Below are 21,657 nucleotides of genomic sequence, written 5' to 3'. Positions count from 1 at the left end.
CTGTCGACCGCGATCAGGCGGCGCGGCTGAGCGCGGACGGAGCCTTCACGAACAGGCCCCGGCGACCACTGACGGGCCGGAAGGCGATGGTGTCACCCTCGATCCGTTCATCCTCTCCGAGGACCAGAACCCCGTCGTCGACCAGTCGCCGCTCCAGGCCGTCGACCACCTGCGAGCGCTTCTGCGGGTCCATGTCACCGAGCACATTGCGGCAGAAGATGACATCGAACCGGGCCGTGTCCGCCGGCGCGTCCATCAGATTATGGCGGGCGAAGCGCACGGCGTCGCGCAGCACCGGTTTGACCACCCAGGACTTCCTCGGCCCGATCGAACCACCGCAACATGGTGTGGGCCGAAAGGCCGCGCTGGATCTCGAAGGCACTGAACACGCCCGAACGGCCGCGGTCGACCGCGCGCTGGGACAGGTCGGTGGCGACGATCTCGACATGGGCTCCGCTATCCAGCGCGCCCATGGCGAGGGAATAGGGTTCCTGACCATGCGAACAGCCCGCGGACCACACCCGCACCTGGCCGTCGGGCCGGGCCCGGCCGATGGCGGGAAGGAGTTCGTTGGCAAAGGTGTCGAAGATGGCCCGGTCGCGGCGGAACCAGGTCTCGGGGTTCAGAAGGGCCTCGATCACGGCCCAGCCGAGACTGGCCACCGGCTTCGCCCATAGCGTTCCGAGCAGGGCGTCGACCGACTCGAAGCCCTCCCTCCGCGCGACCGGGGCCAGCCGGTGCTCGGCCAGATGAATCCGGTCGCGGCCCAGCCGGAAGCCCGCGCGGGAGGCCATAAGGGCCTGCAAGCGATCAAAGTCGTCCTGGGTCATGGCTGGGACGGCGCGCGGGGCATGGCGGACTTCAGACGGCTCCAACCTCTGACAGCTTCGAGTGCAGGATCTCGCTGTCGAATGGCTTCATGACATAGTCGTCGGCTCCGGCCGACAGGGCTTCGGCGATCCGCTCCGGGGCCGTCTCGATGGTGCAGAACAGGACCTTGGGCCGGTCACCGCCGGGGGTGGACCGCAGTCGACGCAGAAAGGTGAGGCCGTCCATCACCGGCATGTTCCAGTCCAGCAGCACGACATCGGGCATCAGGCCGGCGCAATAGGACAGGGCCTCGACGCCATCGGCGGCCTCGTCCACCTCGAAGCCGAGACCTTCGACGATCCGCCGGGCAACCTTGCGGATGATCCGGCTGTCGTCGACGATGAGGCAGGTCCGGACATCCAATCTGGGTGGTCTCCCGGCGACCGGAGTGGTCGCTGCTTCGCTGTTCAATATCGCCGTCAGGCGGTTAACGAGCCGTTGGGATTCGGCATTAAGCGGGCATCCTTGCGGTCAGCGTGACCTGTCCTTCGGAGACCGTGACGTCCAGTCGCCCGCCGGCCTCGCGGCTGGTGAGCCAGAGCCAGTAGGGCTGGATCCACTGGCCCGCGAGGCCGTCGGTCAGGCGTTCACCGGCCAGCCCGGTCGCGGCTTCCGGCTTCAGGCGCGCCCGGGCCCCGTCCGCGATCCCTTCGAGTGTCAGGCTCCCGTCCTGCCGCCGGCTGGAAAGGGTCGCGGTGCCGCCGGACGGCAGGGCCGCCACGGTGAGATAGGCGAGGTTGAGCAGGACCCGGGCCTCGGCGCGGGTGTAGTCGGCCCCGTCCAGTCGCCAGGCCAGGGTTGCGCGCCCCCCGCCGGCGAGAGCCTCGACGAGGCCCTGGACCTCGGCTGCCGTGAACCGCTCGGCGCTGCCGGCCGCGCCGAAGGCGACACGGCAGAACTGGACCATGGCGACCATCTTCATCGCGCTGTCGGTGATCAGGGCCAGGGCGTCGTCGCGCATGTCCTGGGCGGTGGGATCGTTGAGCAGGTCCAGCCCCGAGACGATCGCGCCCGAGGGGCTGATGAAATCGTGGCAGAGCTTGGCCGCGACCAGGCTGGCCAGCTCGGGCCCGTCCATGGGCAGGGCGCTCGGGCGGTCGAGGGCGAAGGCGGCGTCGGTCATGCAGGTATCCGGCGGGGATCAGATCGGTGGCACAGGCTGCGGTGATTTGCTGTTTCGTGAAACCGGTTCCGATCGGCTATTGCCGCCGCTTGCTGATGGCGTGTGATTCTGGATGAAGACCGCCGCTCCTGCCGTGGACCCGCTGGATGACCGAACGACTGACTGCCGACCTCGCCTCGGGTGAGTTGCTGGACACCCTCGCGGAGATCGCCGAGGCGGCCTCGCAGGTGATCCTGCCCTATTGGCGGGCCGGAGGGGAGGTCTTCACCAAGGCAGACGACAGCCCGGTCACCCTGGCGGACCAGGCGGCCGAGCGCCTGATCCTGGCGCGGCTTGAGGCTCTCTATCCGGGGGTGCAGGCCGTGGCCGAGGAACAGTCGGAGGCCGAGGGCAAGCCGGATCGGGCCGCCGACCGGTTCTGGCTGATCGATCCGCTGGACGGCACCCGGGGGTTTGTCCAGGGCAAGGAAAGTTTCACCGTCAACATCGCGCTGATCGAGGCTCGCAAGCCCGTCGCAGGCGTGGTGTCCGCCCCGGCGACGGCGACCACCTGGCGCACCGGTCCGGGGGGCGGGGCCCAGATGCGCCGTTTCGGCGAGGCGTGGCGGACTATCCGGGTGCGCAATCGGCCCGATGAGGGCGTCGCCCTGCTGAGCCACAGTGTGACCGATGAGGAGGCCACCCGGCTGGCCGCCCGTCATGGCTGCACTCGCTGGCAGGGGACGGATTCCTCGCTGAAATTCTGCCTGCTCGCAGAGGGACGTTTTGACGCCTATCCGCGAACCGGCCCCACCTCGGAATGGGATACCGCCGCAGGTCAGGCCGTCCTGGAAGCCGCCGGGGGCCGGGTTCTGGCTCCCGACGGCTCACCCCTGCTCTATGCCAAGCCAGGGTTCGTGAACGGGCCATTCGTGGCCCTCGGCGGATAGAAGGTCAGGGCCGGACCGGGAGGCTGGCCATCAGGCTGCGCGCCCGATCGGCCAGGACGGGCACGCCATGGTGCTGTGCGGCCTCTGCGGCCTCCCCGAGGATGAACGCGGCCTGATCCGGCGAGGACCGGATCAGCGCGCTGCGGGCGATCATGACCCGCGCCATGGCGAGCTGGTCGACCGTCCAGTCGAGAACAGCGGGCGGGCTGGCCCGCTCGGCCAGGCGGCGGCGGATGCGGGTCTGGATGCGGGCGAGGGTAAGCAAATCCCCGTCTCCGGCGGCGACCTCAATCTCGCGCGACACGAGCAGGTCGAGGGCGAGGCCCCCCAGGATCGTCCCGCGGCCCGCGAGCAGGCGTTCGGCCCGGGCCAGGGGCGCGGTCGGGGCCGCTGGATCGACGGCACGGGCCACCTGGATGGCCACCCAGTCCAGCGGACTGTGATCGGGCGTGAACTGATCCGTGGCGGCATCGAACATCACATGACCCGCCTCCATCGCTGAGGCATCGCCGGCCATGGTCGCGAGCGCCGAAAGACCGGCGGCGCAAAGGGTCAGCGCCCGGGCGCGGGTCAGGGGGCGGGTGTCGGGTGAGCAGGCGACGACGAGGGCCTGAAGATCACGGCCGGCCTGGTCGAGCATGCGGGCGTCCCGCTGGAGGATGCCGCCTTCCAGCGCCAGTGCCGCCCCTTCCAACCTCAGTTCGTCGGCATCGACGGGATTGAACCGCTGGAGGTCGTGCAAGGCTGCATCGGTCAGGGCGGCGGCGTCGAGCCGATCCGCAGCCTTGTCGCTGAGGCGGGCCTGCCGCGCACGAATGCGGGCGTGGATGCCGGCACCGGTGGCCTGGGTCGAGGGTCGGCGCGGGGATACCGAGCGGAAGGCTTCGTCTGCTTCCGCCAGGGCGTCGCGATCGCCGAAGACGTCGAACCGGGTCAGCAGGGCCATGGAACGGGCCAGGGCGGCGCGGGCGCGGTCGTCATCCGTCCGGGCTGCGTCCATGGCGTCGTCCGCCGTGGCCAGGGCGCGGGTCACGCTGTCGGCCTGTCCGCTGCGTCGGGCGTGTTCCCGCCACAGGGTTGAGGCCCGGTGCCAGGTCCGGGAGGGGCGGGTGCAGGAAACGCGGCCGCCATCCGTGGTGAGGGCGCGCGCCTCGAGTACCAGCAGGTCGACACCGACGAGCTCCAGCCAGCCGAGGTCCTCGCTCTCGCGGGCCTCGACGAAGAGCTTCCTCAGATCCTTGCCGAACTCGAACATGGCCACCTCGAAACTCTCCACTCGTCCCGCTTCGGGACCCTTCGGGTGTCCCATGCCGGACTATAGCAAACCCGACGCCGCCCGCAGGTTCCGACCGGGCACCGGGCCGCCATTTCGGGGGACAAGCCCCGATATTCATCCACCGGCTCTGGTATTCGCCGGGGCGGGCGCCCACCTCTGCTATTCAGCAACATCAGGTGTTTCATATGCCCTCGCTTTTCGACCCCATCGCCCTTGGTGCCCTCGCGCTCAGCAACCGGATCGTCATGGCCCCCTTGACCCGCAGCCGGGCGGTCGAGGGCGAGGTCCCCAACCCGCTGGCGATCGAATACTATGCCCAGCGCGCCTCCACCGGTCTGATCATCTCGGAGGCCACCCAGATCAGCCCCCAGGGCCAGGGCTATCCGAACACCCCGGGGATCTTCACCGACGCCCAGGTGGCGGGCTGGAAACCCGTGACCGACGCCGTCCACGCGAAGGGCGGCAAGATCGTCGCCCAGCTTTGGCACGTCGGACGGATCTCGATTCCGGACTATCAGCCGGACGGTGGCCCGGCCGTGGCTCCGTCGGCGATCGCAGCCGTCGGCAACGCGATGCGTCCTGACTTTTCCATGACTCCCTTCGAGACGCCCCGGGCCCTGACGCTGGAGGAGATCCCGGGGATCGTCGCCGATTATGTCCACGCCGCTGAAATGGCGAAGAAAGCCGGGTTCGACGGGGTCGAGGTGCACGCCGCCAACGGCTATCTGATCGACCAATTCCTCAAGGATGGTTCCAACCAGCGCGACGACCGCTACGGCGGGTCTGTCGAGAACCGGGCGCGGTTCCTGCTGGAGGTGGTGACGGCCGTGGTGGCGGTGCTGGGTGCCGATCGCGTGGGCGTGCGTCTGTCGCCGTCGAACGGAGCCAATTCCGCGATGGACAGCGACCCGGCCTCGATCTTTCTGCATGTGGCGGCGGCCCTGAAGCCGTTCGGCCTGGCCTATCTGCATCTGATCGAGGGTGAGCCGGACACGCCCATGTCGATCAAGGGCGGGGCTCCCGAACTGGCGGCGCGGATGCGGGAAGCGTTCGGCGGACCGCTGATGCTGAATGGCGGATTGACCAAGGCCCTGGCCCAGAAGGCCCTCGACGACGGCCGGGCCGATCTGGTCAGCATCGGCGTGCCGGTCCTGGCCAATCCCGATCTGGTCGAACGCTGGGACCAGGACGCTCCGCTCAATACGCCCGATACATCGACCTTCTATGGCGGCGGAGCCAAGGGGTACACGGACTATCCGGCGCTTTCGGCGAGCTAGATTCACGCCCTCTAACCACAGACCCCGCGGGCGATTTTGTCGGCCGCAGGGTCTGTGTCATCCCTCCCGGGCAATCGGGAGGACGCCTTGGCCATCACCCATCGCATTGATGACCAGCGTCGCCAGGTCTTGATCAGGGCGGATGGGGTTTGAGGGCCTGTCCATCTGATCGCCTCCCCCGAAACGTCCGGGGGACGGTCATGACTGGTTTACCATGCGTCGCAGAACGACGTTAGGACGTCTCATGTATGCAGGTCCCGAAGCCGGGGGACAGGCCGTTGCAGCGCCGCGCCAAGTTAAGAGATCAATTGTGGGTGGTCGCTGCCGCCGGCTTTGTCGCCATCGCCCTGCTCACGCTTACCCTGCAATGGATGGCCGCAGACTTTGACGAAGCGGCAACGCAGCATGAGCAGAAGGTCGTCGAGAACGGCCTTTCGTCCCACATCGATGAAATCAGTCGGCAGGTCGCCCCCCAGGTGGCGTGGGATGATGCCGTCACCCATCTTGATAACCGTCTGGACCTTGGATGGGCGCGCGACAACATCGGGGCCTATCTGCACGTCACCGGTGGCTTCCAGTTCGCCTGGGTCCTGAATGCGGAGGACCGCCCGGCCTACGGGATGAACGGTGGTCGGGACGTCCTGCTTTCGGACTATTACCGCATCGGCGGGGCTGCGATCCGGATTGTGGAGGACGTCCGTACGGCCGAGGCGAAACGCGGCGAGCCCGGAACCTGGACCGGGCCGCGTCCCCTGATCGTGGCCAACGCCACGGAGACGATCGGGTCGGATCTCTACATCCTGTCGGCCAGCCTGGTGCAGCCGGACTTCGGAACCGCCCGGATCAAGGGTCGGCGGGCACCGATTGTGGTGACGGGCCGGCGGGTCGACGAAAACTTCATTCAGACCTTCAGCGACCGGTACATGCTGAAGGACACCCATCTCCACCTCCAGACCGCCAGCTTTGAGGCCGCACGCGCGCATGTGGTGATCGCCAACTCCGCCGGACAGCCGGTCGCCACGCTGGACTGGACCCCGCCACAGCCCGGCGCGCGGCTGTTGCGCAAGGCCCTGCCGATCACCCTCGCCCTTCTGGCCATCATGCTGGCGGCGGCCCTGCTGGCCTATCGCCGGGCCCATGCCGCGTCCCGCGCCGTGCTGGCCAGCGAACAGCGGGCGGTCCACATCGCCTGTCACGACGGCCTGACCGGTCTGGGCAATCGCCACGCGCTCGAGGAGCGGCTGATTCTGATTGTTGACGCCTATCGTGCAGGCGGTCCCCGCTATGCCCTGCATTGCGTGGATCTCGATAATTTTAAAGAAATCAATGATATAAGTGGGCCTTCGGTCGGTGACGAGCTTCTCCGGATCGCGGCGCGCCGGCTGCGTCGACTGGCCGGCGACAAGGACCTCTGTTTCCGTCTCGACGGGGATGAGTTCGCCGTCCTGCAGCAGATCACCGATGATTCCGAAGTCCGCCCCCTTGCCGCCCGGATGCTGGAGGCCCTTTCCAAGCGCTTTGCCCTGACCATCGGCCGGTTTCAGCTGACGGCGAGTGTGGGCGTGGGGCTGCTTGAGCCGGGCGATGAAGTCGCCGGTGACGTCCTGCGCAAGGCGGGTCTCGCGCTGGTGTCGGCCAAGCGTGAGGGCCGGGCGCGGGCTTTGGTCTATGACCCGGTGATGGACGCCTGCGTGCGACGGCGTCGGGGGCTGCAGGATGCCCTGCGACGCGATCTTCAGGCCGACGCGCTGACGATGGTCTATCAGCCCCAGGTGGATCGCGACCTGAACCTGATCGGGGTCGAGGCCCTGGTTCGCTGGACGTCCGATGAGTTCGGCCCGGTTTCGCCGGCCGTGTTCGTGCCGCTGGCCGAGGAGAGCGGGATGATCGAGGCGCTGGGGGCCTTCACCCTGAAACGCGCGTTCGAGGACAGTCTGCGCTGGCCCGGACTGAAGATGGCGGTCAATGTCTCGGCGCTGCAGCTGCGGGATCCGAACTTCACGGACCGTCTGGTCGCGCTCGCCAGGGCCACCGGTGTCAAGCCGTCGGGCGTCGAGCTGGAATTGACGGAAGGCATCCTGATCGACGGGGGTGACGGGTCGGCCCGCCGGCTGGAAGCCCTGAAGGACGCCGGCTTCTGCCTGGCCATCGATGATTTCGGTACGGGCTATTCCAGCCTGTCGTACCTGAGCCGCTTTCCCATCGGGAAGATCAAGATCGACCGGTCGTTCGTCGTCGATATGGGGCATTCCCCCTCGGCCGATGTGCTGGTCTCGACGATCGTGCAGCTGGGCCGTTCGCTGAAGATGCGGGTCATCGCCGAAGGGGTGGAGACGCCCGAACAGTGGCTGCGTCTGGCAGCGGCCGGATGCAATGAGTTCCAGGGCTATCTGGCCAGCCGGCCCGTCCCGGCCGCGGATATTGACCGGTTGTATGCGGGCGAGCGCGTGGTCGGTGCGGGCGTGGATTCCCGCTATGCGCCCGCCTGGAGAAAGGCCGCCTGACGTCGGGTCAGACTGGCCGGGGTTCGATCAGGACATGAACCGGGCGTTTTCCGACAGATCCTCGGCCCGGCAGTGGTGCCACTGGTCCTGTTCCTCGCTGTCGTCGATGGCCAGACGGGCGGTGCGCAGAACGACATCCAGACCGATCACCTCATAGGTGACGCTGTAGCCCCCGGCGTCCCCGCCGGATTCAGTGATGCAGCGCTGCTCCTCGCGCCAGCTGTTGGGACCGGTCTGCAGCCACGGGCCCGGCTCGCAGCCGCCGTAGTCGAGGGTGAAGGCGGTCGGGGTCGCAAAGGCGAGGTCGCCCTGACCCGGCCAGGCCTGATCGCAGGCCAGTTCGCCGCGCACATAATAGCCCAGGGTCATGGGGATGGGGTCGGGCTCGGTCTGGCCCTCGGCCAGGGTGAGGCCGGCTGGCGGCGCGACCTCGGCCTCCTCTTCCTCGACGTCGCCCAGCAGGTCTTCCAGCGAGCGATCCACAGACCGTTGGGCCGGCGGCCTCGGCGCAGGCTGGCTCCGCGTCAGCGGAGGCTGCGCATTCGCGCGGGGCGTCAGGACGGTCTCCGCCGGGCCGGTGTTCAGCGCGCGCGTCGTCGCCTGTCCGTCCGACTGGGCCAAGGCATTGCCAGCCAGAAGGACCATGCCGCCCGCAAGGGCCAGGATTGAAGGAAGGGCTTTGGATCGTGACGTCATGACCGTGTTCCACCATGGCTCGACGACAGAACGATGGCAGACCCGGCCGGGTTCAGCCCCGCTCCTTCGTCTTCGTGAAGGCGACCTTGGGGAACCGCTCCATCACATACCCCGTCTCCCAGCTGGACTTGGCCAGAAAGACCGGGGCCTGGTCGATGTCGCGGGCCATCTGGCCGCGGTATTTGGACATGAAGTCCTCGACGTCGGCTTTCTCCCCGTCGATCCAGCGCGCCTCGGCATAGGGGCTGTGTTCGAAGATGACCTCCAGGCCGTATTCCTCGCCCAGTCGGTCGGCCATGACCTCGAACTGCAGCTGACCGACGGCCCCGACGATGAAGTCGGCTCCGATCTCGGGGCGGAACAGCTGGGTCACGCCTTCCTCGGCGAGGCCATCGAGCGCCTTCTTCAGGTGTTTGGCCTTGAGCGGATCCTTGACCCGGACCCGCTGCAGGATTTCGGGAGCGAAGTTCGGCAGGCCGGCGAAGCGGATCATGCCCAACTCGGATAGGCTGTCGCCGACGCGCAGGACGCCGTGGTTGGGGATGCCGATGACGTCGCCGGCGAAGGCGTCCTCGGCCAGTTCGCGGTCCGAGGCGAAGAACATGATGGGGGCGTTGACCGACAGGGCCTTGCCGGTGTTCTGGACCTTCAGCTTCATGCCGCGCTGGAACCGGCCCGAGGCCATGCGGAACATGGCGATGCGGTCGCGGTGGTTGGGGTCCATATTGGCCTGGACCTTGAAGACGAAGCCGGTGACCTCGTCCGAGCCCGGCTGGATCGACAGCTCGACGGGGGCCGGGGCGTTGCGGGTCTCGGGCGGGGCTTCCTTGCGGGCCGGCATGACCTTGGGCGGCGGGGCCCATTCGCCGATGGCGGCCAGAAGCTCGTCGATGCCGAAATGGCGCAGGGCCGAGCCCCACAACACCGGCGTCATATGGCCCTCGAGGAAGGACTGGCGGTCGAAGGCGGGATAGCCGCCGGTGACCAGCTCGGCCGCGTCCATCAGCTCCTGATGCTCCCCCGGCTCGAAATAACGGGCGGCTTCGGACAGGGGCAGGGCGGGGGGATGGCCGGCGTCCTCGGTCGCGCCGGGGATCTTGCGGGCATAGGGCTGGAACCGGCCGGTGTTCATCTCGACCATGCCGCGCAGCCGGTTGCCGCTCTGGGCCGGCCACCAGACCGGGGCGGGGTCCAGCTGCAGCTTGGAGGCGATCTCGTCCAGCAGTTCCAGCGGGTCAAGGGCCTCGCGGTCCAGCTTGTTGATGAAGGTGATGATCGGGATGTCGCGCAGGCGGCAGACCTCGAACAGCTTCAGGGTCTGGGGCTCGATGCCCTTGGCGGCGTCCAGCACCATGATGGCGCAGTCGGCGGCGGTCAGGGTGCGGTAGGTGTCTTCCGAGAAGTCCTCGTGGCCCGGGGTGTCCAGAAGGTTGAACATCCGGGCCATGCCGTCCGCGGGCGTGTGTTCAAAGGTCATGACCGAGGCCGAGACGGAGATGCCGCGCTCCTTCTCGATCTTCATCCAGTCGGACTGGGTGCGCCGGTTCTCGCCGCGCGCCCTCACGGCCCCGGCGGCGCGGATGGCCCCACCGGACAGCAGGATATGCTCCGTCAGCGTGGTTTTGCCGGCGTCGGGATGCGCGATGATGGCGAAGGTCCGCCGGCGGGCGGCCTCCTGTTCGAGGGTCAGTTTCGACATGGGGGCGGGAGGTAGCGCGGGCCGCTGCCAAAGTCACGCCGGCGGGGAGGCGACCCGTTCTCGAAAGAATGTCGATAAGGTGATGAAAAACCCCTCGCCAGACGGGGCTATTGGAGTCATGCTCTCCCTGCGAGACGTCATGGACGCGAGCCTGACGCCGCAGGGAAGAAGGAAACGACCATGGCGCTGCTCCATCCCGAAGACCGTTTTTCGACCGTCCGGACCCGTAACCGGACCACGGCGAAGGGCGGCATCCACCCGGCGATCTGCCTGCTTTCAGGGTTCGGCTTCATCGTCGCCAGTGCGCTGGCGGTGCATGTGATCTTCAACGCCCTGATCTAGCGCCAGGGTCCGATCAGGCGGCCATACGGCCCCAGACGGCGCGATCGGCCGCGACCGCGTCCAAGCGGCCCTTGCCGTCGCGCGCCTTCAGCTGACGCATCACCGTGTCGGGCAGGGCGCAGAAGCGCGGCTCGACGAGTGCGGGATCGCAGGCGATCTCGGGGGCCGCGAACAGGGCGGCATTGATCTCGGGGCTGCGCGTATGGATCAGCCAGGCCAGACGCCGCGCCCGTTCCGGATCGTTGCGATGCAGCAGCGGATCCTCGGCGAACAGCTCGCAGCCCAGCTCCATCAGATAGTCAAAGCCCAGCTTCTCAAACCGGCGCGCATCCGCTGACGTGACCGGAGAGGCCTCGTCCAGGTCGAACACCGCGTCGTTCATGAGAAACAGCATCGAGGGGTACTCGCCTTCACGCCGACGCCCTTCGTCGACCCCCGGACCCTAGGCCCATCGGGTTTTCGGTTCCGTTCCCGAACGGGGTTAAGGATTTCCAACCGCCTCGGTGGAGTCAGTCCTCGACCCCCGACCCTTGGCCTTCGACCTTCTCGGTCAGGAAATGGCGGCCCCGACGATCCTCGATCTCCACGACCCAGAGGTCGGGATCGTAGCCGCGCTGGCGATCGATCCAGGCATCAACCTCGCTCTCCGTGCCCGTTACGGGCTGGATCCAGAGCCGGTCGCCGTCCGGTCCGAAGGCCTCGGACCACGCCCGCGCCGTACGGTCCGAGGTGTTGTAGCATTTCACAATCACCGTCCCCGCCCGCGCATCGCCCCGACGGACGACCGTTGCGTTTGCCCCCTCGATCTGGGCCCGACGGATCAGGGCACCCACCCACAGGTCTGAGTTCAGAAGCAATTCGCTAACCCTGATCGGAAACGGGACCGGAAGGCGTACGCCCTACGGTCGGGGCATGAGGATAGGCCTTTCCCGACGCTTCACCAGAGCCACGCTGGTCGCACTGATGCTGGCGGCCGGTCCGGCGGGCGCGCGCGCCGACGGCACCGGCACCTACTACGACCGCAGCTTCGTGCTCGCGGCGCATGAGAAATGTCGCCTGTTCCAGGCCCCGGTGGCCGGGGCCCTGGCGGCGGCGACGCTGCAGGCGCGGGGCGCGGCCCTGAGGGCGGGGACGCCGGAAACGACGGTCCGGGCGACCGCAGATCGCGCGCGGGGCCGGGCGCGGCAGGTGTCTTGCGCCGATCCGGAACTGGCCACGGTCCGCGACCGGGTTGCCCACGCCTTCGCAGGCTGGCAGCGCATTCCGCGGATGGATTTTATCGGTGATCGCGGGACATGGACCGCCGACCGGGTGGGGCGTGAGGCGGCGGCCTGGCGGCTCGCCCAGCCGTCGACGACAGGCGGCTCGCCGGTCCGTTTCGGGATCAGTGTCAACGCGGAAGGTCAGGAAACCCTGTCGGCGGTGGTGTCCTTCGTGGGCCAGCCCCGGCCCTATGCGGCGCGGCTGGTGATGCGCGACCCGGCGCTGGCGTCGCGGCCATGGCTGACGGCGGCAGGCGGCGCGGTGCTGCCGCCGGTGCGGGTCCGCCAGCAGGTTCTCGCCGAACGGACGGCACAGGCAGCGCAAACCCTATTGGCCACGGGCCGGAAACAGGGGGAGATCTGGACTTTCCCGGCGACGGCGGGCGACCGGCTGGCCCGGCTGGATCCCCGCGAACCGTTCGTGCTGGAGTTCCTGTTTCGCGACGGCAGTGTCGCCCCGGCGGTGTTCGAGGCCGGGGATTTCGCGGCGGCGCGGGCGTTCGTGGCTATGGGACCGGTTTAGGCGGGGTCCCCTGCGGCCTCTCGCGGCGATGACTTCTGCAGCCGCTCGATCCGAAGAAGTTCCAGCACGCTGACGATCTGGCGGGCCCGCCACTGGCTCATCATGTAACCCAGCGGCGACAGGGTCGCGATCGCCACGAGCGAGATCGCGGTCTGACGGTTCGCGTCCACGAAGGCCAGCAGGCTGCTCCCGTAGATTTCGGCCATCAGGGCCGTGAACGAAATCGGGACCGTCAGATAGGTGAGGATGACGAACTTCAGGAGTTGGTCCTGCCGCGCCAGGTTCAGGTCGGCGAGCGCCGCTACCCCGGCGAACGTCGGGTCGTCGACATCCTTCAGGAGGCGGTCGGCGGCAATCGTAGAGGGGTTGCGCCGCAGGCCGGTGATGAAGTCGACCCCGAGGTAGCCCAAGGCCCCGGGCGTGTAGAAGCTTGAAGGGATGAGGTTCCAGGTCGGGAAGAGGCGCTTGAGTTGTCGCCACAGGTTCCACAGCTCTCCGCCGACCGGATTGTCCATGACGTCACTCCCCCAACCGGACGTCGCACCGAAGTCCCTGCCCTTGTTTGACCGACAGGGACACAGAGGCAAGCCCCCTATGCACCCGCGTTCAGCGGGATGATCTCCGCCCCGCCCTCGGGTGGCATGGCCCGCGCCACCGCGACCACCGGCATCCGGATGGTCACGGCCGTGCCCTCGCCGAGGGTGGACTCGATGTTCATGCGGCCGCCGTGCAATTCAGCCAGGGACCGTACAAGGGACAGGCCAAGGCCGGTGCCCTGGGCCTTCTGCTCCACGGCCCCGGCCTGCTCGAAGGGCCGGCCGAGGCGCTTGAGGTCCCGCGCCGCAATGCCGACGCCGGTGTCGGAGACCACCAGTTCGAGGTAGGGGCCAATGGTCTCGAGCGTCAGGGTCACCGATCCCCCCACGGGGGTGAATTTGATGGCGTTCGACAGCAGGTTGAGCGTGATCTGCTTCAGGGCGCGGCGATCGGCGTCGACCTCGAGCGCGTCTTCCGGAAGCAGGCTGGCGAGGCTGACGCCCTTGTCGGTGGCCGTGACGCGAACCAGGGCGACGGCGGCGGACACCACTTCGCGGGCGTCGAAACTCTCTCGGGCCAGTTCGTAGCGTTCGGCCTCGATCTTGGAGACATCCAGCACGTCGTTGATGAGGTCGAGCAGATGCCCCCCCGCCTGATAGATGCTGTCGGCATAGTCGCCATACTTCTGCGGCAGGGGGCCGAACAGCCGCTGGCGCATGATGTCGGAGAAGCCGAGCACGGCATTCAGCGGCGTGCGCAGTTCGTGGGACATGTTGGCGAGGAAGCGCGTCTTGCCGAGGTTGCGGGCCTCGGCGTCCGCGCGGGCCGCTTCCAGACCAATTTCGGTCGCGAACTGGCGCGTGGCGTCGAACGCCTGGGCGATGAGGCGGGCGGAGCCGTCGTGGTCATCCATCCGGCGCACGATCATGTTGACCCGGCGATCGAGAGCGAGGCGAGGGGCGAACAGTGTCTGGCCCTCCTGTCCGGCGAGGGCGCGATCGAGGGCGGACAGAAGCGACGGCCGGTCAGGGGCGTGGACCGCTGCCATCAACCCGTGCTGGAACAGGGCCTCAATATCCAGGGACGGCGGCGGCGTGCCATAGGCGGCGAGCACGCGACCGGATGGCTCGAGCACCAGGGTCAAACCCGGTTGCGCGGCCAGAAGGGTCTCGACACGACCTGTTGCCGCCTCGGCCGCCGTCAGTCGACTTTCACGCAGCCGCCATGAGAGGCGCATGGCAAAGATCGCTGCGCCTCCTGCGAGCAGGGCCGAGATGGATGCCAGGAGAGGCTCCGCCGCCGGCGGGCCAACGGTGAGCGCCGAGATCTGGCCGGCGAGAGCGGCAAGGGTGCTGCCGAGGGCTCCGCCCTGCGCCACTCGGACGCCGTGGCGCGGGCCGCCGAGCGCCAGCCCGGCAACGAACGGCATGATCGCGATGCCAGCGAGCGGGCCGCCCAAGCCACCCGACAGGACTGAGGCGGACATGGCGGCCAGGGTCCAGAGCGCCAGAACAAGGGCCCGTTCCACGACACCATCCCGCCACAGGAGCGCGAGGCCTGCGAGACCCGGGGGCACCATCGCCATGGCCCCGAAGACGGCCGGACCACCGAGACCGGCCAGCCAGAGGGCACCGAGCGCGAACAGGCCGGCACTGGCGGCCCAGGCGGCGTGCCAGGCGGCGAGCGCAGGCAGGCCGTCCGTCTCGCGGGGCGGCACCAGCGTCTCTGGCGACTGGGGCAGGGTGGGGCTCAAGCGGGATACCGGCCGTCGACGTGCGGGCAAGGGAGCGACCCGCCTCGACAGATTAGCGCGTCAGACGAGTTGCCCATAGCGGCCTCCCGCAAAAGGCGACTGTTGGTCCGTGGAACGCCTGACGTTGTCTGGGGACGAGCGCCAAGGTTGTCCTTAACGCCGGCCGAGCCTATCTGCCGTTCATGACTGAGGCTGTTGCGAGCATCGACGACATTCTGGCCGAACTGGTCGAGGATTTCGAGGTCCTGGAGGATTGGGAACAGCGCCTCGCCTATGTCATCGACCTCGGCAAGGCCTTGCCGCCGTTGCCCGAGGCCGACCGCACAGAGGCCAACAAGGTGCCGGGCTGCGCGGCCCAGGTCTGGCTGGCGGGCGACCGCAACGGCGAGCGGCTGCTGTTTCGCGCAGACTCCGACAGCGCCATTTCCAGAGGTAATGTTGCCCTGTTGCTGAGGCTCTATTCGGATCAGCCTGCCCGCGAGATTCTGGCGTTTGACGCGAAGGCCGCTCTGGATCGCCTCGGCCTGCCCCAGGCCCTGACGCGGCAGCGGGCGAACGGGTTGAATGCCATGGTCGGGCGGATCCGGCAGGCGGCGCTGGAGGTCGGCTGAGTCCGGCTAGCCGATGCCGTAGTGTCGGGCGAGATCGGCCAGCCCCCGTTTCAGAAGCGCCTTGCCCTGACGTCTCGGGAGGCCGCAGGCCCGTTCAGCCAGTTGCAGGGACTGGCTGTCGATGCAGATGTGCCGGACGAAGAGGCGCGGGCCGGGATCGCAGGCGGCCAGGGCCAGTGCCACGCGCCGGCCGGCCGCGAGCGCCCGGTCTCCCGGGTCAATCCGCCGCGCATTTCCCCCGGCCGCAGCCCGGGGCAGGGCGTCCCACCTCATGGTCAGCGACGGGCCGGCGCGGGCCTGTTCCGCATCAAGGCGCAGCCGCTCCGCCGCCGCGACCTCGACGGCCTCAAGCCAGGGGCGGCCGTCGGCATCCCTGCGCCGGGCCAGCCAGGCCACCGGACTCTCCCCGAGATTGGCGCGACGCGCGCTGAGGCGGCCCTCGGTGTCCACGATCCAGCGCTGTCCCTCGATGTGTCCCGGGCGGCCCGCAGGAGCCGACGATCCTTCGTCCCGTGCAGGCCGGAGGATCCAGCCGCCACCGGGGCGGGCGCGCAGGCCCGGCTCTTCGATCAGGGCGCGGATCGCGGCCTCATCCAATGTGAGTATGATGCGCGACCGCCGGTCCGGCCCGAGCCGCAAAGGGTAGACGCCGCCGGTGCCGGCTGCGTCGATCCATCCCTCGGGGCGCGACAGCAGGGCCCGGGCCCGGGACAGCACGCCGGTCATGCGGCCTCCGGTACGTCAGGAAGGGCCGGAAGGTCGGGCGGCGGGGCGTCACACAGACCGCGGATGGCTTCTTCCAGCTGGTCCAGCAGGGTGTCCAGGTTGGGCTCATCCCGGGCGTCCTCGATCCGGCGGCAGGCGATGGAGGCGGTCTGGCGATGGACGCCGAAAGCATGGCCGACCCGCTCCAGTGGCCAGCCCAGCGCGATGTGGGACAGATACATCGACACCCGCCGGGCCCGGAGCGCCGTGGGGGACAGACGGGTGCCGGGGGCAGGGATGCGGATCGGTGTGTTCAGCCGAACGGCCACCATCTGCATGACCAGGCCCGCGTGACGTTGATCGTCGGCCGAAACGAGCACACGATACGGTTCCTTCACGGTTAGTTCCCTCCATCGGGCACGACGGTTGCCCAAGGGGAGGAATATCTTCCTTGGATACGTCAGAATCGGTCGTGTCAGGGGGCGCCGGCCGGCGGGAACGTCGCTGGCATGAAAAATTCGAATTGTTGACTCGAACGGGTCGACGCCGATTCGCAAATCAGCCTACGATTCGCCTCATCGGGGTGCTGTTAACCGTTCTTAAGGTTTTCGGGGGTTAACTCCGGAACAAGGTTACCCGTACGTCTTTGTCGGGTTCTATGGTCAAGCTTTGCCTGGAGGGGCATCTATGCGTGTTCTGCTGATTGAAGACGATCACGCCACGGCGCAAAGCATCGAACTGATGCTCAAGTCCGAAGGCTTCAATGTCTATACGACGGACCTGGGCGAGGAAGGCATCGATCTGGGCAAGATCTATGACTACGATCTCATTCTGCTTGACCTGAACCTGCCCGACATGAGCGGTCTGGAAGTGCTGCGCCAGCTGCGCGTCGGCAAGGTCAATACGCCGGTGATGATCCTGTCGGGCTCGACGGAGATCGAGACGAAGGTCAAGACCTTCGGCGGCGGTGCCGACGACTACATGACCAAACCGTTCCACAAGGACGAGCTGATCGCGCGCACCCACGCCGTGGTCCGTCGCTCCAAGGGTCACGCCCAGGCCATCATCCACACCGGCGAGATCGCTGTGAACCTGGACGGCAAGACGGTCGAGGTGAACGGTCACCGCGTCCATCTGACGGGCAAGGAATACCAGATGCTGGAGCTGCTTTCGCTCCGCAAGGGTACGACCCTGACCAAGGAAATGTTCCTGAACCACCTGTACGGCGGCATGGACGAGCCCGAGCTGAAGATCATCGACGTCTTCATCTGCAAGCTGCGCAAGAAGCTGGCCACGGCCGCTGGCGGCAAACACTACATCGAGACCGTCTGGGGCCGGGGCTATGTCCTGCGCGACCCGTCGGAAAGCACCGGGGCGGTCAGCGCCGCCGCCTAAATCTCCGGGGAAGAAACGACCAAGAAAATCAGCGCCCGCCGGGAAACCGGCGGGCGTTTTCCTGTCGGGTGACTGGACTCCCCGCATGCGCATGGCATTCTGGCCGGATGACGCGGTTATTCCGGCTGTCCGGTGCTGTGCGGCGCGATCCCGCTGTCGAGGCCTGGTTCGCCGCCCCCGGAGTCGATCTGAAGGGGCTTGCGGCGACCTGGTTCGAACGGATGCGGGATTGCGGGGCCGACGTCCACGAGCTGATCCACGATGGCTGCCCGACCGCTTGTGTCGGGGACGTGGCCTTCGCCTACGTCGGGGTGTTCAAGGCCCACATCAACGTCGGCTTCTTCCACGGAGCGACCCTGGCCGACCCGGCTGGCTTGCTGGAGGGATCCGGCAAATACATGCGCCACACGAAGTTGCGGTGGGGCGAGGCCGTGGATGACCGGGCCCTGGGGCAACTGATCGCCTCTGCTTATGCGGACGCCAGGGCCCTCGTGGCGGCGGCCGGGGCAGGTCCCGGCGAGATCGTCTAGCTGAGCGCCGCCGACACCGCTCCGAACATCGGATTGGGCCGCCCGGACGCATCGAACAGCAGGGGACTGTCCTTGCCGTCGTCGCGGGCGTCGCGACGCAGCCAGCTGTCGGTGTCGCGCAGGCCCCAGACCGTGAAACCGTAGCGCTGGGCCGCGGGCAGGGCGACGAAGGCCTCGGCCAGTTCGGCGACGCGGGCGGTCTGCTGGTTCAGACGGGTCTGGCGCGAGCGGGTGTCGATCCGGCCGTCGGACCGCAGGGAGGCGTCCAGCTCGGAGACGTGGATCGGCAGGCCGAAGGCGGCGGCCTCGCGGATGAAGGCGGTGGTCTGGCCGGCGGGGATCTCGATGTCGAGGTGGGACTGGGTGCCGAGGCCGCCGACGGGGACGCCGGCCTTCAGCAGCCGCTCGACCAGCCGCAGGAAGGTTGCGCCCTTGGTCGGATTGTTCTCCAGATTGTAGTCGTTGAGGAACAGGATCGCGTCCGGGTCGGCGGACTTCGCCAGTTCGAACGCGCGGGCGATATAGCCGTCCTGGCCCAGGACGGCGCTCCAGTGGCAGTCGCGCAGGCCGTTGCCGTCCTCGGCGACCGCCTCATTGACGACGTCCCAGCCCACGACCCGACCCCGGTAGCGGCTGGCGACAGCAGCGATGTAGTCGTCGAATCCGGTGATGAAGGCCGGGCGGTCGAGGCCGGCGAACTGGTCGGCACCCTGTGAGTACCAGATCAGGGCGTGGCCATGCAGGCGGAGCTCATGAGCGGTGCAGAAGTCCGCAATGCGGTCCGGGGCGTCCCAGCGGTACCGGCCGGGGCGATCGAGGATGTATTCCATCTTCATCTCCCACTCGGGCGTGAGCTGGGAGACGTGGGTCAGGGCCAGATCGACCCAGGCGGGGTCGTCGAACTGTCCCGCCATGGCGGCCGTACCGATCGGGAACGGCGCGATGGATTTCAGGGGTGTGGCGGCGAGGGTCGGGGCGGCCTCGGTCTGGCCGCAGGCGGCGAGGGCCAGACTGGAGGCGAGGAGGGCGCGTCTGCTCAGACCCTTCTCCCCCTGCGGGAGAAGGTGGCCGAGCGGAGCGAGGTCGGATGAGGTGTGAAACCCGGTCTGGCCGGCGAGGGCTTGCCGGACACATATCTTCTGCATCCTCGTACCCCTTATCCGTCAGCCTTCGGCTGCCACCTTCTCCCGCAAGGGGAGAAGGGATCTATGCGCTGCGCCGGCGCAGACCCATTTCGTCGAAGGCGGCGGTCTCGCGCTTGCCGGCGGCGATCAGGGCGTTCAGCCGGGTGGTCTCGGCGACGTGCTCGAACTTTTTCAGCTCGGAATAGGCCCCGGTCAGGGCGTCGCGGGCCCCTTCTTCCTCGGCGTCGAGGGTGATCAGGTCGCTTTCGGCCGCGCCCTTGCGGGCCTTCCAGCCGGCCAGATAGGCCTGGAGCAGCAGATTGGCCTCGGAATCGGCACGGGCGCGCTCGCGTTCCACCTCGACCTCGGCGTCGAGCACGGCCAGGCGCATCTCGGCCGAAACCTTGCGGGCGGTGATCTCGGCCAAACGCTTCTGCAGCGTCTCGACCTCATAGTTGGAGATGCGGATGAGGGAATGGGCCCAGGCGGTCATGCGAAATCTCCGGTCACTGCAGCTGACCTTGGTTCAGAATGCTTTCCAACCTGTTGAAGGAGTTGGCCAGTCGGGTGACATCGTCCTTGTCCTGGCCGAGGAAGGCCTCCAGCGCCGGATTCAAGGCGATGGCGCGGTCGGTGATCGGGTCTGCCCCCGCGCGATAGGCCCCGATCTTGATCAGTTCCTCCATGCTGGAATAGGCCGCGAGACACTGGCGGGCGCGGCGGTTCAGCTCGCGCTCGGGCGGCGTCTGGCAGCCGGGCAGGGTGCGGCTGACGGATTTGAGCACATCGATGGCCGGGAAGCGGCCGCGTTCGGCGATCTTGCGGTCCATGACGATGTGGCCGTCGAGAATCCCCCGCACGGCGTCGGCGATGGGCTCGTCATGGTCGCCCCCGTCGACGAGGACGGTGAACAGGGCGGTGATCGGCCCCGCGGTGGTGCCGTCGGGCCGGATCGGGCCGGGGCCGGCGCGCTCCAGCAGCTTGGGCAGTTCCGAAAAGACGGTGGGCGTATAGCCCTTGGTCGTGGGGGGCTCGCCGGCGGCCAGGCCGATCTCGCGCTGGGCCATGGCGAAGCGGGTCACCGAGTCCATCAGGCACAGGACCTCCAGATCCTGGTCCCGGAGGTATTCGGCGATTGCCAGGGTCATATAGGCGGACTGCCGGCGTTTCAGGGCGGGTTCGTCGGAGGTCGCCACGACGACGATGGCGCGGCGCAGGCCGTCCTCGCCCAGGGTCTCCTCGATGAACTCCCGGACCTCCCGGCCCCGTTCGCCGATCAGGCCAACCACCACCGCGTCGCAGGTGGCCTGTTTGGCCAGCATGGACAGCAGCACCGACTTGCCGACGCCCGAGCCGGCGAAGATGCCCAGCCGCTGGCCCCGGCAGGTGGTGGTGAAGACGTCCATGGAGCGGACGCCGAGGTCCAGCCGCTCGCCCACCCGGCCGCGCGAATGGGCCGGAGGCGGCGACGCGCGCAGAGGGTAGGGGGCCGGGCCCTGGGGCAAGGGGCCCTTGCCGTCGATGGGTTCGCCGAAGGCGTCGATGATCCGGCCCAGCCAGGCCTTGGTCGGATAGACAGCGGCCGCCTGGCCGATGATGTGGATGTCCGCGCCCGGTGCCACGCCCTCGACGGGGCCGAAGGGCATGAGCAGGGCCTTGGAGTCGCGGAAGCCCACGACCTCGGCGGGCAGGGGTGTGGTGCCGCGACGCCCGATCTCTGCGCGTGCCCCGACGGCCAGACGCGACAGTCCGCCCCGCGCCTCGATCAGCAGGCCGGACACGCCGGCGACCTTGCCCGTGACGACCAGGGGATCGACGGCTTCGACGGCGGCGACGAGGTTGCGCATGGGTTAACGGATGCGGGATCGTGGTTAACGGGCGGTGAAGGCGGGGCCGTTCCGGGTCGGCCCCGGTTGGTGTATGGTGCCGGTATGAACGCCGCGCTCAAGCTGATGACGCCTGACGCCTTCCTGGACTGGTGCCAGTATCAGGAGGACCGTTGGGAACTGGTCGACGGCATGCCCCGGATGATGACCGGGGCTACCCGTCGGCATGACCGGATCGTGGTCAATCTGATCATCGATCTGGGCAACAAGCTGCGCGGGAAGCCCTGCCAGCCCAACACCGCCGACGTGGCGGCGCGGATGCTGCACGGCAATGTGCGGCGGCCAGATGTGACGGTCGACTGCGCGAGCGTGCCGGACAAATCCCTGAGCAGCACCGCGCCGACGGTCTTCTTCGAAGTGCTTTCCCCCTCTACCCGCACGATCGACCTGCTGCGCAAGGCCGAGGAGTTCAAGCAGACGCCGACCCTGCGCCACATCGTGATCATCGAGCCGGATCGGCCCCAGGTTCTGCTGTGGAGCCGGTCCGACGAAGCGGACCCCTGGGTGGATCGGGATATCGAGGGTGTGGACGGAATCGTGCCGCTGACGGCGATCGATGTCACCCTGCCGATGACCGCGATCTATGAGGGCGTCCGCTTCGAGACGGACGTCTGA

The 21,657-nt window shown here is 68.1% G+C and carries 23 protein-coding genes and 1 pseudogene; 9 read left to right on the top strand and 15 right to left on the bottom strand.

Translation table 11 applies throughout. The annotated features are described in order from the left end of the window. Positions 1-13: 13 nt before the first annotated feature. The 3 genes and pseudogenes from SJY26_RS00705 to chpT form a co-directional block, all read right to left on the bottom strand. Positions 14-794: pseudogene (locus tag SJY26_RS00705) on the bottom strand (CheR family methyltransferase). 67 nt (positions 795-861) lie between these two features. Further along, entirely contained in the window at positions 862-1,233 is a 372-nt protein-coding gene (locus SJY26_RS00700; protein WP_396594260.1) for a PleD family two-component system response regulator, read from the bottom strand. Between the two features lie 88 nt (positions 1,234-1,321). Then, positions 1,322-1,993 carry a histidine phosphotransferase ChpT gene (chpT, locus tag SJY26_RS00695; RefSeq protein WP_396594259.1) on the bottom strand — a complete coding sequence of 224 codons (672 nt, stop codon included), beginning with the start codon at positions 1,991-1,993 and terminating at the stop codon, positions 1,322-1,324. 146 nt (positions 1,994-2,139) lie between these two features. On the opposite strand from chpT, the gene cysQ reads away from it, so the two are divergent. Then, positions 2,140-2,922: a 3'(2'),5'-bisphosphate nucleotidase CysQ gene (cysQ, locus tag SJY26_RS00690; RefSeq protein WP_396594258.1), complete on the top strand. Its 783-nt coding sequence runs from the start codon at positions 2,140-2,142 to the stop codon at positions 2,920-2,922. A 4-nt stretch (positions 2,923-2,926) separates the two neighbouring features. On the opposite strand, the gene SJY26_RS00685 is transcribed toward cysQ, so the two are convergent. Continuing rightward, on the bottom strand, positions 2,927-4,198 hold the full coding sequence (locus SJY26_RS00685) for a hypothetical protein (RefSeq protein WP_396594257.1): 1,272 nt from the start codon (positions 4,196-4,198) through the stop codon (positions 2,927-2,929). A 185-nt stretch (positions 4,199-4,383) separates the two neighbouring features. Between SJY26_RS00685 and SJY26_RS00680 the strand changes: the two genes are divergently transcribed. Continuing rightward, positions 4,384-5,475, top strand: a complete 1,092-nt coding sequence (locus SJY26_RS00680) for an alkene reductase (protein ID WP_396594256.1) — start codon at positions 4,384-4,386, stop codon at positions 5,473-5,475. A 314-nt stretch (positions 5,476-5,789) separates the two neighbouring features. Continuing rightward, the gene (locus SJY26_RS00675) at positions 5,790-7,979 is read left to right on the top strand and encodes a putative bifunctional diguanylate cyclase/phosphodiesterase (protein WP_396594255.1); all 2,190 of its coding nucleotides are present in this window, start codon (positions 5,790-5,792) and stop codon (positions 7,977-7,979) included. Positions 7,980-8,006: 27 nt separating this feature from the next. Here the strand turns inward: SJY26_RS00675 and SJY26_RS00670 are convergent, their stop codons facing one another. After that, positions 8,007-8,675: a hypothetical protein gene (locus tag SJY26_RS00670; protein WP_396594254.1), complete on the bottom strand. Its 669-nt coding sequence runs from the start codon at positions 8,673-8,675 to the stop codon at positions 8,007-8,009. A gap of 52 nt (positions 8,676-8,727) precedes the next feature. Beyond that, positions 8,728-10,374, bottom strand: coding sequence for a peptide chain release factor 3 (locus tag SJY26_RS00665; protein ID WP_396594253.1), 1,647 nt, complete (start codon positions 10,372-10,374; stop codon positions 8,728-8,730). A gap of 180 nt (positions 10,375-10,554) precedes the next feature. Here SJY26_RS00665 and SJY26_RS00660 point away from each other — a divergent pair, with 180 nt between their 5' ends. Further along, positions 10,555-10,716: a hypothetical protein gene (locus SJY26_RS00660; RefSeq protein ID WP_396594252.1), complete on the top strand. Its 162-nt coding sequence runs from the start codon at positions 10,555-10,557 to the stop codon at positions 10,714-10,716. A gap of 13 nt (positions 10,717-10,729) precedes the next feature. On the opposite strand, the gene SJY26_RS00655 is transcribed toward SJY26_RS00660, so the two are convergent. After that, positions 10,730-11,110, bottom strand: a complete 381-nt coding sequence (locus SJY26_RS00655) for a hypothetical protein (RefSeq protein WP_396594251.1) — start codon at positions 11,108-11,110, stop codon at positions 10,730-10,732. 115 nt (positions 11,111-11,225) lie between these two features. After that, positions 11,226-11,573 (bottom strand): DUF1491 family protein, encoded by a 348-nt coding sequence (locus SJY26_RS00650; protein ID WP_396594250.1) that lies wholly within the window; start codon positions 11,571-11,573, stop codon positions 11,226-11,228. A 55-nt stretch (positions 11,574-11,628) separates the two neighbouring features. Here SJY26_RS00650 and SJY26_RS00645 point away from each other — a divergent pair, with 55 nt between their 5' ends. After that, positions 11,629-12,501, top strand: coding sequence for a hypothetical protein (locus SJY26_RS00645; protein WP_396594249.1), 873 nt, complete (start codon positions 11,629-11,631; stop codon positions 12,499-12,501). Here SJY26_RS00645 and SJY26_RS00640 read toward each other — a convergent pair. Next, positions 12,498-13,016, bottom strand: a complete 519-nt coding sequence (locus SJY26_RS00640; protein ID WP_396594248.1) for a hypothetical protein — start codon at positions 13,014-13,016, stop codon at positions 12,498-12,500. The genes SJY26_RS00645 and SJY26_RS00640 overlap by 4 nt on opposite strands. A gap of 77 nt (positions 13,017-13,093) precedes the next feature. After that, positions 13,094-14,791, bottom strand: coding sequence for an ATP-binding protein (locus SJY26_RS00635; RefSeq protein ID WP_396594247.1), 1,698 nt, complete (start codon positions 14,789-14,791; stop codon positions 13,094-13,096). A 182-nt stretch (positions 14,792-14,973) separates the two neighbouring features. On the opposite strand from SJY26_RS00635, the gene SJY26_RS00630 reads away from it, so the two are divergent. Further along, complete coding sequence (locus SJY26_RS00630) at positions 14,974-15,402, top strand: SufE family protein (protein ID WP_396594246.1); 429 nt, start codon at positions 14,974-14,976, stop codon at positions 15,400-15,402. Positions 15,403-15,408: 6 nt separating this feature from the next. Here SJY26_RS00630 and SJY26_RS00625 read toward each other — a convergent pair whose 3' ends face one another. Beyond that, positions 15,409-16,128, bottom strand: a complete 720-nt coding sequence (locus SJY26_RS00625; RefSeq protein WP_396594245.1) for a DUF6456 domain-containing protein — start codon at positions 16,126-16,128, stop codon at positions 15,409-15,411. Then, positions 16,125-16,505: a chromosomal replication initiator DnaA gene (locus SJY26_RS00620; RefSeq protein WP_396594244.1), complete on the bottom strand. Its 381-nt coding sequence runs from the start codon at positions 16,503-16,505 to the stop codon at positions 16,125-16,127. Before SJY26_RS00620 ends, SJY26_RS00625 begins: the two co-directional genes overlap by 4 nt. Before the next feature lie 289 nt (positions 16,506-16,794). On the opposite strand from SJY26_RS00620, the gene ctrA reads away from it, so the two are divergent. Both ctrA and SJY26_RS00610 read left to right on the top strand, forming a co-directional pair. Further along, positions 16,795-17,502 carry a response regulator transcription factor CtrA gene (gene ctrA / locus SJY26_RS00615; protein WP_396594243.1) on the top strand — a complete coding sequence of 236 codons (708 nt, stop codon included), beginning with the start codon at positions 16,795-16,797 and terminating at the stop codon, positions 17,500-17,502. A 107-nt stretch (positions 17,503-17,609) separates the two neighbouring features. Next, on the top strand, positions 17,610-18,032 hold the full coding sequence (locus SJY26_RS00610; protein ID WP_396594242.1) for a DUF1801 domain-containing protein: 423 nt from the start codon (positions 17,610-17,612) through the stop codon (positions 18,030-18,032). Here the strand turns inward: SJY26_RS00610 and SJY26_RS00605 are convergent. From SJY26_RS00605 to fliI, 3 genes are all read right to left on the bottom strand, one after another. Further along, positions 18,029-19,177 (bottom strand): endo-1,4-beta-xylanase, encoded by a 1,149-nt coding sequence (locus SJY26_RS00605; RefSeq protein WP_396594241.1) that lies wholly within the window; start codon positions 19,175-19,177, stop codon positions 18,029-18,031. The two genes, SJY26_RS00610 and SJY26_RS00605, sit on opposite strands and share 4 nt — an antisense overlap. Before the next feature lie 61 nt (positions 19,178-19,238). Next, positions 19,239-19,649: a flagellar export protein FliJ gene (locus tag SJY26_RS00600; protein WP_396594240.1), complete on the bottom strand. Its 411-nt coding sequence runs from the start codon at positions 19,647-19,649 to the stop codon at positions 19,239-19,241. A gap of 13 nt (positions 19,650-19,662) precedes the next feature. Further along, positions 19,663-21,003, bottom strand: a complete 1,341-nt coding sequence (gene fliI, locus SJY26_RS00595; protein ID WP_396594239.1) for a flagellar protein export ATPase FliI — start codon at positions 21,001-21,003, stop codon at positions 19,663-19,665. 84 nt (positions 21,004-21,087) lie between these two features. Between fliI and SJY26_RS00590 the strand changes: the two genes are divergently transcribed. Continuing rightward, positions 21,088-21,657 (top strand): Uma2 family endonuclease, encoded by a 570-nt coding sequence (locus SJY26_RS00590; protein WP_396594238.1) that lies wholly within the window; start codon positions 21,088-21,090, stop codon positions 21,655-21,657.

Source organism: Brevundimonas sp. R86498 (assembly GCF_044598075.1).
GTDB lineage: Bacteria > Pseudomonadota > Alphaproteobacteria > Caulobacterales > Caulobacteraceae > Brevundimonas.
The sequence above is the reverse complement of the archived record's forward strand: the minus strand, read 5'-3'. Positions and strand labels throughout refer to the sequence as shown.

Bases quoted from the DNA above. Each gene is read 5' to 3' on its own strand.
- chpT (WP_396594259.1), bottom strand. From the start codon at position 1,993: ATGACCGACGCCGCCTTCGCCCTCGACCGCCCGAGCGCCCTGCCCATG.
- cysQ (WP_396594258.1), top strand. From the start codon at position 2,140: ATGACCGAACGACTGACTGCCGACCTCGCCTCGGGTGAGTTGCTGGAC.
- SJY26_RS00680 (WP_396594256.1), top strand. From the start codon at position 4,384: ATGCCCTCGCTTTTCGACCCCATCGCCCTTGGTGCCCTCGCGCTCAGC.
- SJY26_RS00670 (WP_396594254.1), bottom strand. From the start codon at position 8,675: ATGACGTCACGATCCAAAGCCCTTCCTTCAATCCTGGCCCTTGCGGGC.
- SJY26_RS00665 (WP_396594253.1), bottom strand. From the start codon at position 10,374: ATGTCGAAACTGACCCTCGAACAGGAGGCCGCCCGCCGGCGGACCTTC.
- SJY26_RS00660 (WP_396594252.1), top strand. From the start codon at position 10,555: ATGGCGCTGCTCCATCCCGAAGACCGTTTTTCGACCGTCCGGACCCGT.
- SJY26_RS00655 (WP_396594251.1), bottom strand. From the start codon at position 11,110: ATGCTGTTTCTCATGAACGACGCGGTGTTCGACCTGGACGAGGCCTCT.
- SJY26_RS00645 (WP_396594249.1), top strand. From the start codon at position 11,629: ATGAGGATAGGCCTTTCCCGACGCTTCACCAGAGCCACGCTGGTCGCA.
- SJY26_RS00640 (WP_396594248.1), bottom strand. From the start codon at position 13,016: ATGGACAATCCGGTCGGCGGAGAGCTGTGGAACCTGTGGCGACAACTC.
- SJY26_RS00630 (WP_396594246.1), top strand. From the start codon at position 14,974: ATGACTGAGGCTGTTGCGAGCATCGACGACATTCTGGCCGAACTGGTC.
- SJY26_RS00625 (WP_396594245.1), bottom strand. From the start codon at position 16,128: ATGACCGGCGTGCTGTCCCGGGCCCGGGCCCTGCTGTCGCGCCCCGAG.
- ctrA (WP_396594243.1), top strand. From the start codon at position 16,795: ATGCGTGTTCTGCTGATTGAAGACGATCACGCCACGGCGCAAAGCATC.
- SJY26_RS00610 (WP_396594242.1), top strand. From the start codon at position 17,610: ATGACGCGGTTATTCCGGCTGTCCGGTGCTGTGCGGCGCGATCCCGCT.
- SJY26_RS00605 (WP_396594241.1), bottom strand. From the start codon at position 19,177: ATGCAGAAGATATGTGTCCGGCAAGCCCTCGCCGGCCAGACCGGGTTT.
- SJY26_RS00600 (WP_396594240.1), bottom strand. From the start codon at position 19,649: ATGACCGCCTGGGCCCATTCCCTCATCCGCATCTCCAACTATGAGGTC.
- fliI (WP_396594239.1), bottom strand. From the start codon at position 21,003: ATGCGCAACCTCGTCGCCGCCGTCGAAGCCGTCGATCCCCTGGTCGTC.
- SJY26_RS00590 (WP_396594238.1), top strand. From the start codon at position 21,088: ATGAACGCCGCGCTCAAGCTGATGACGCCTGACGCCTTCCTGGACTGG.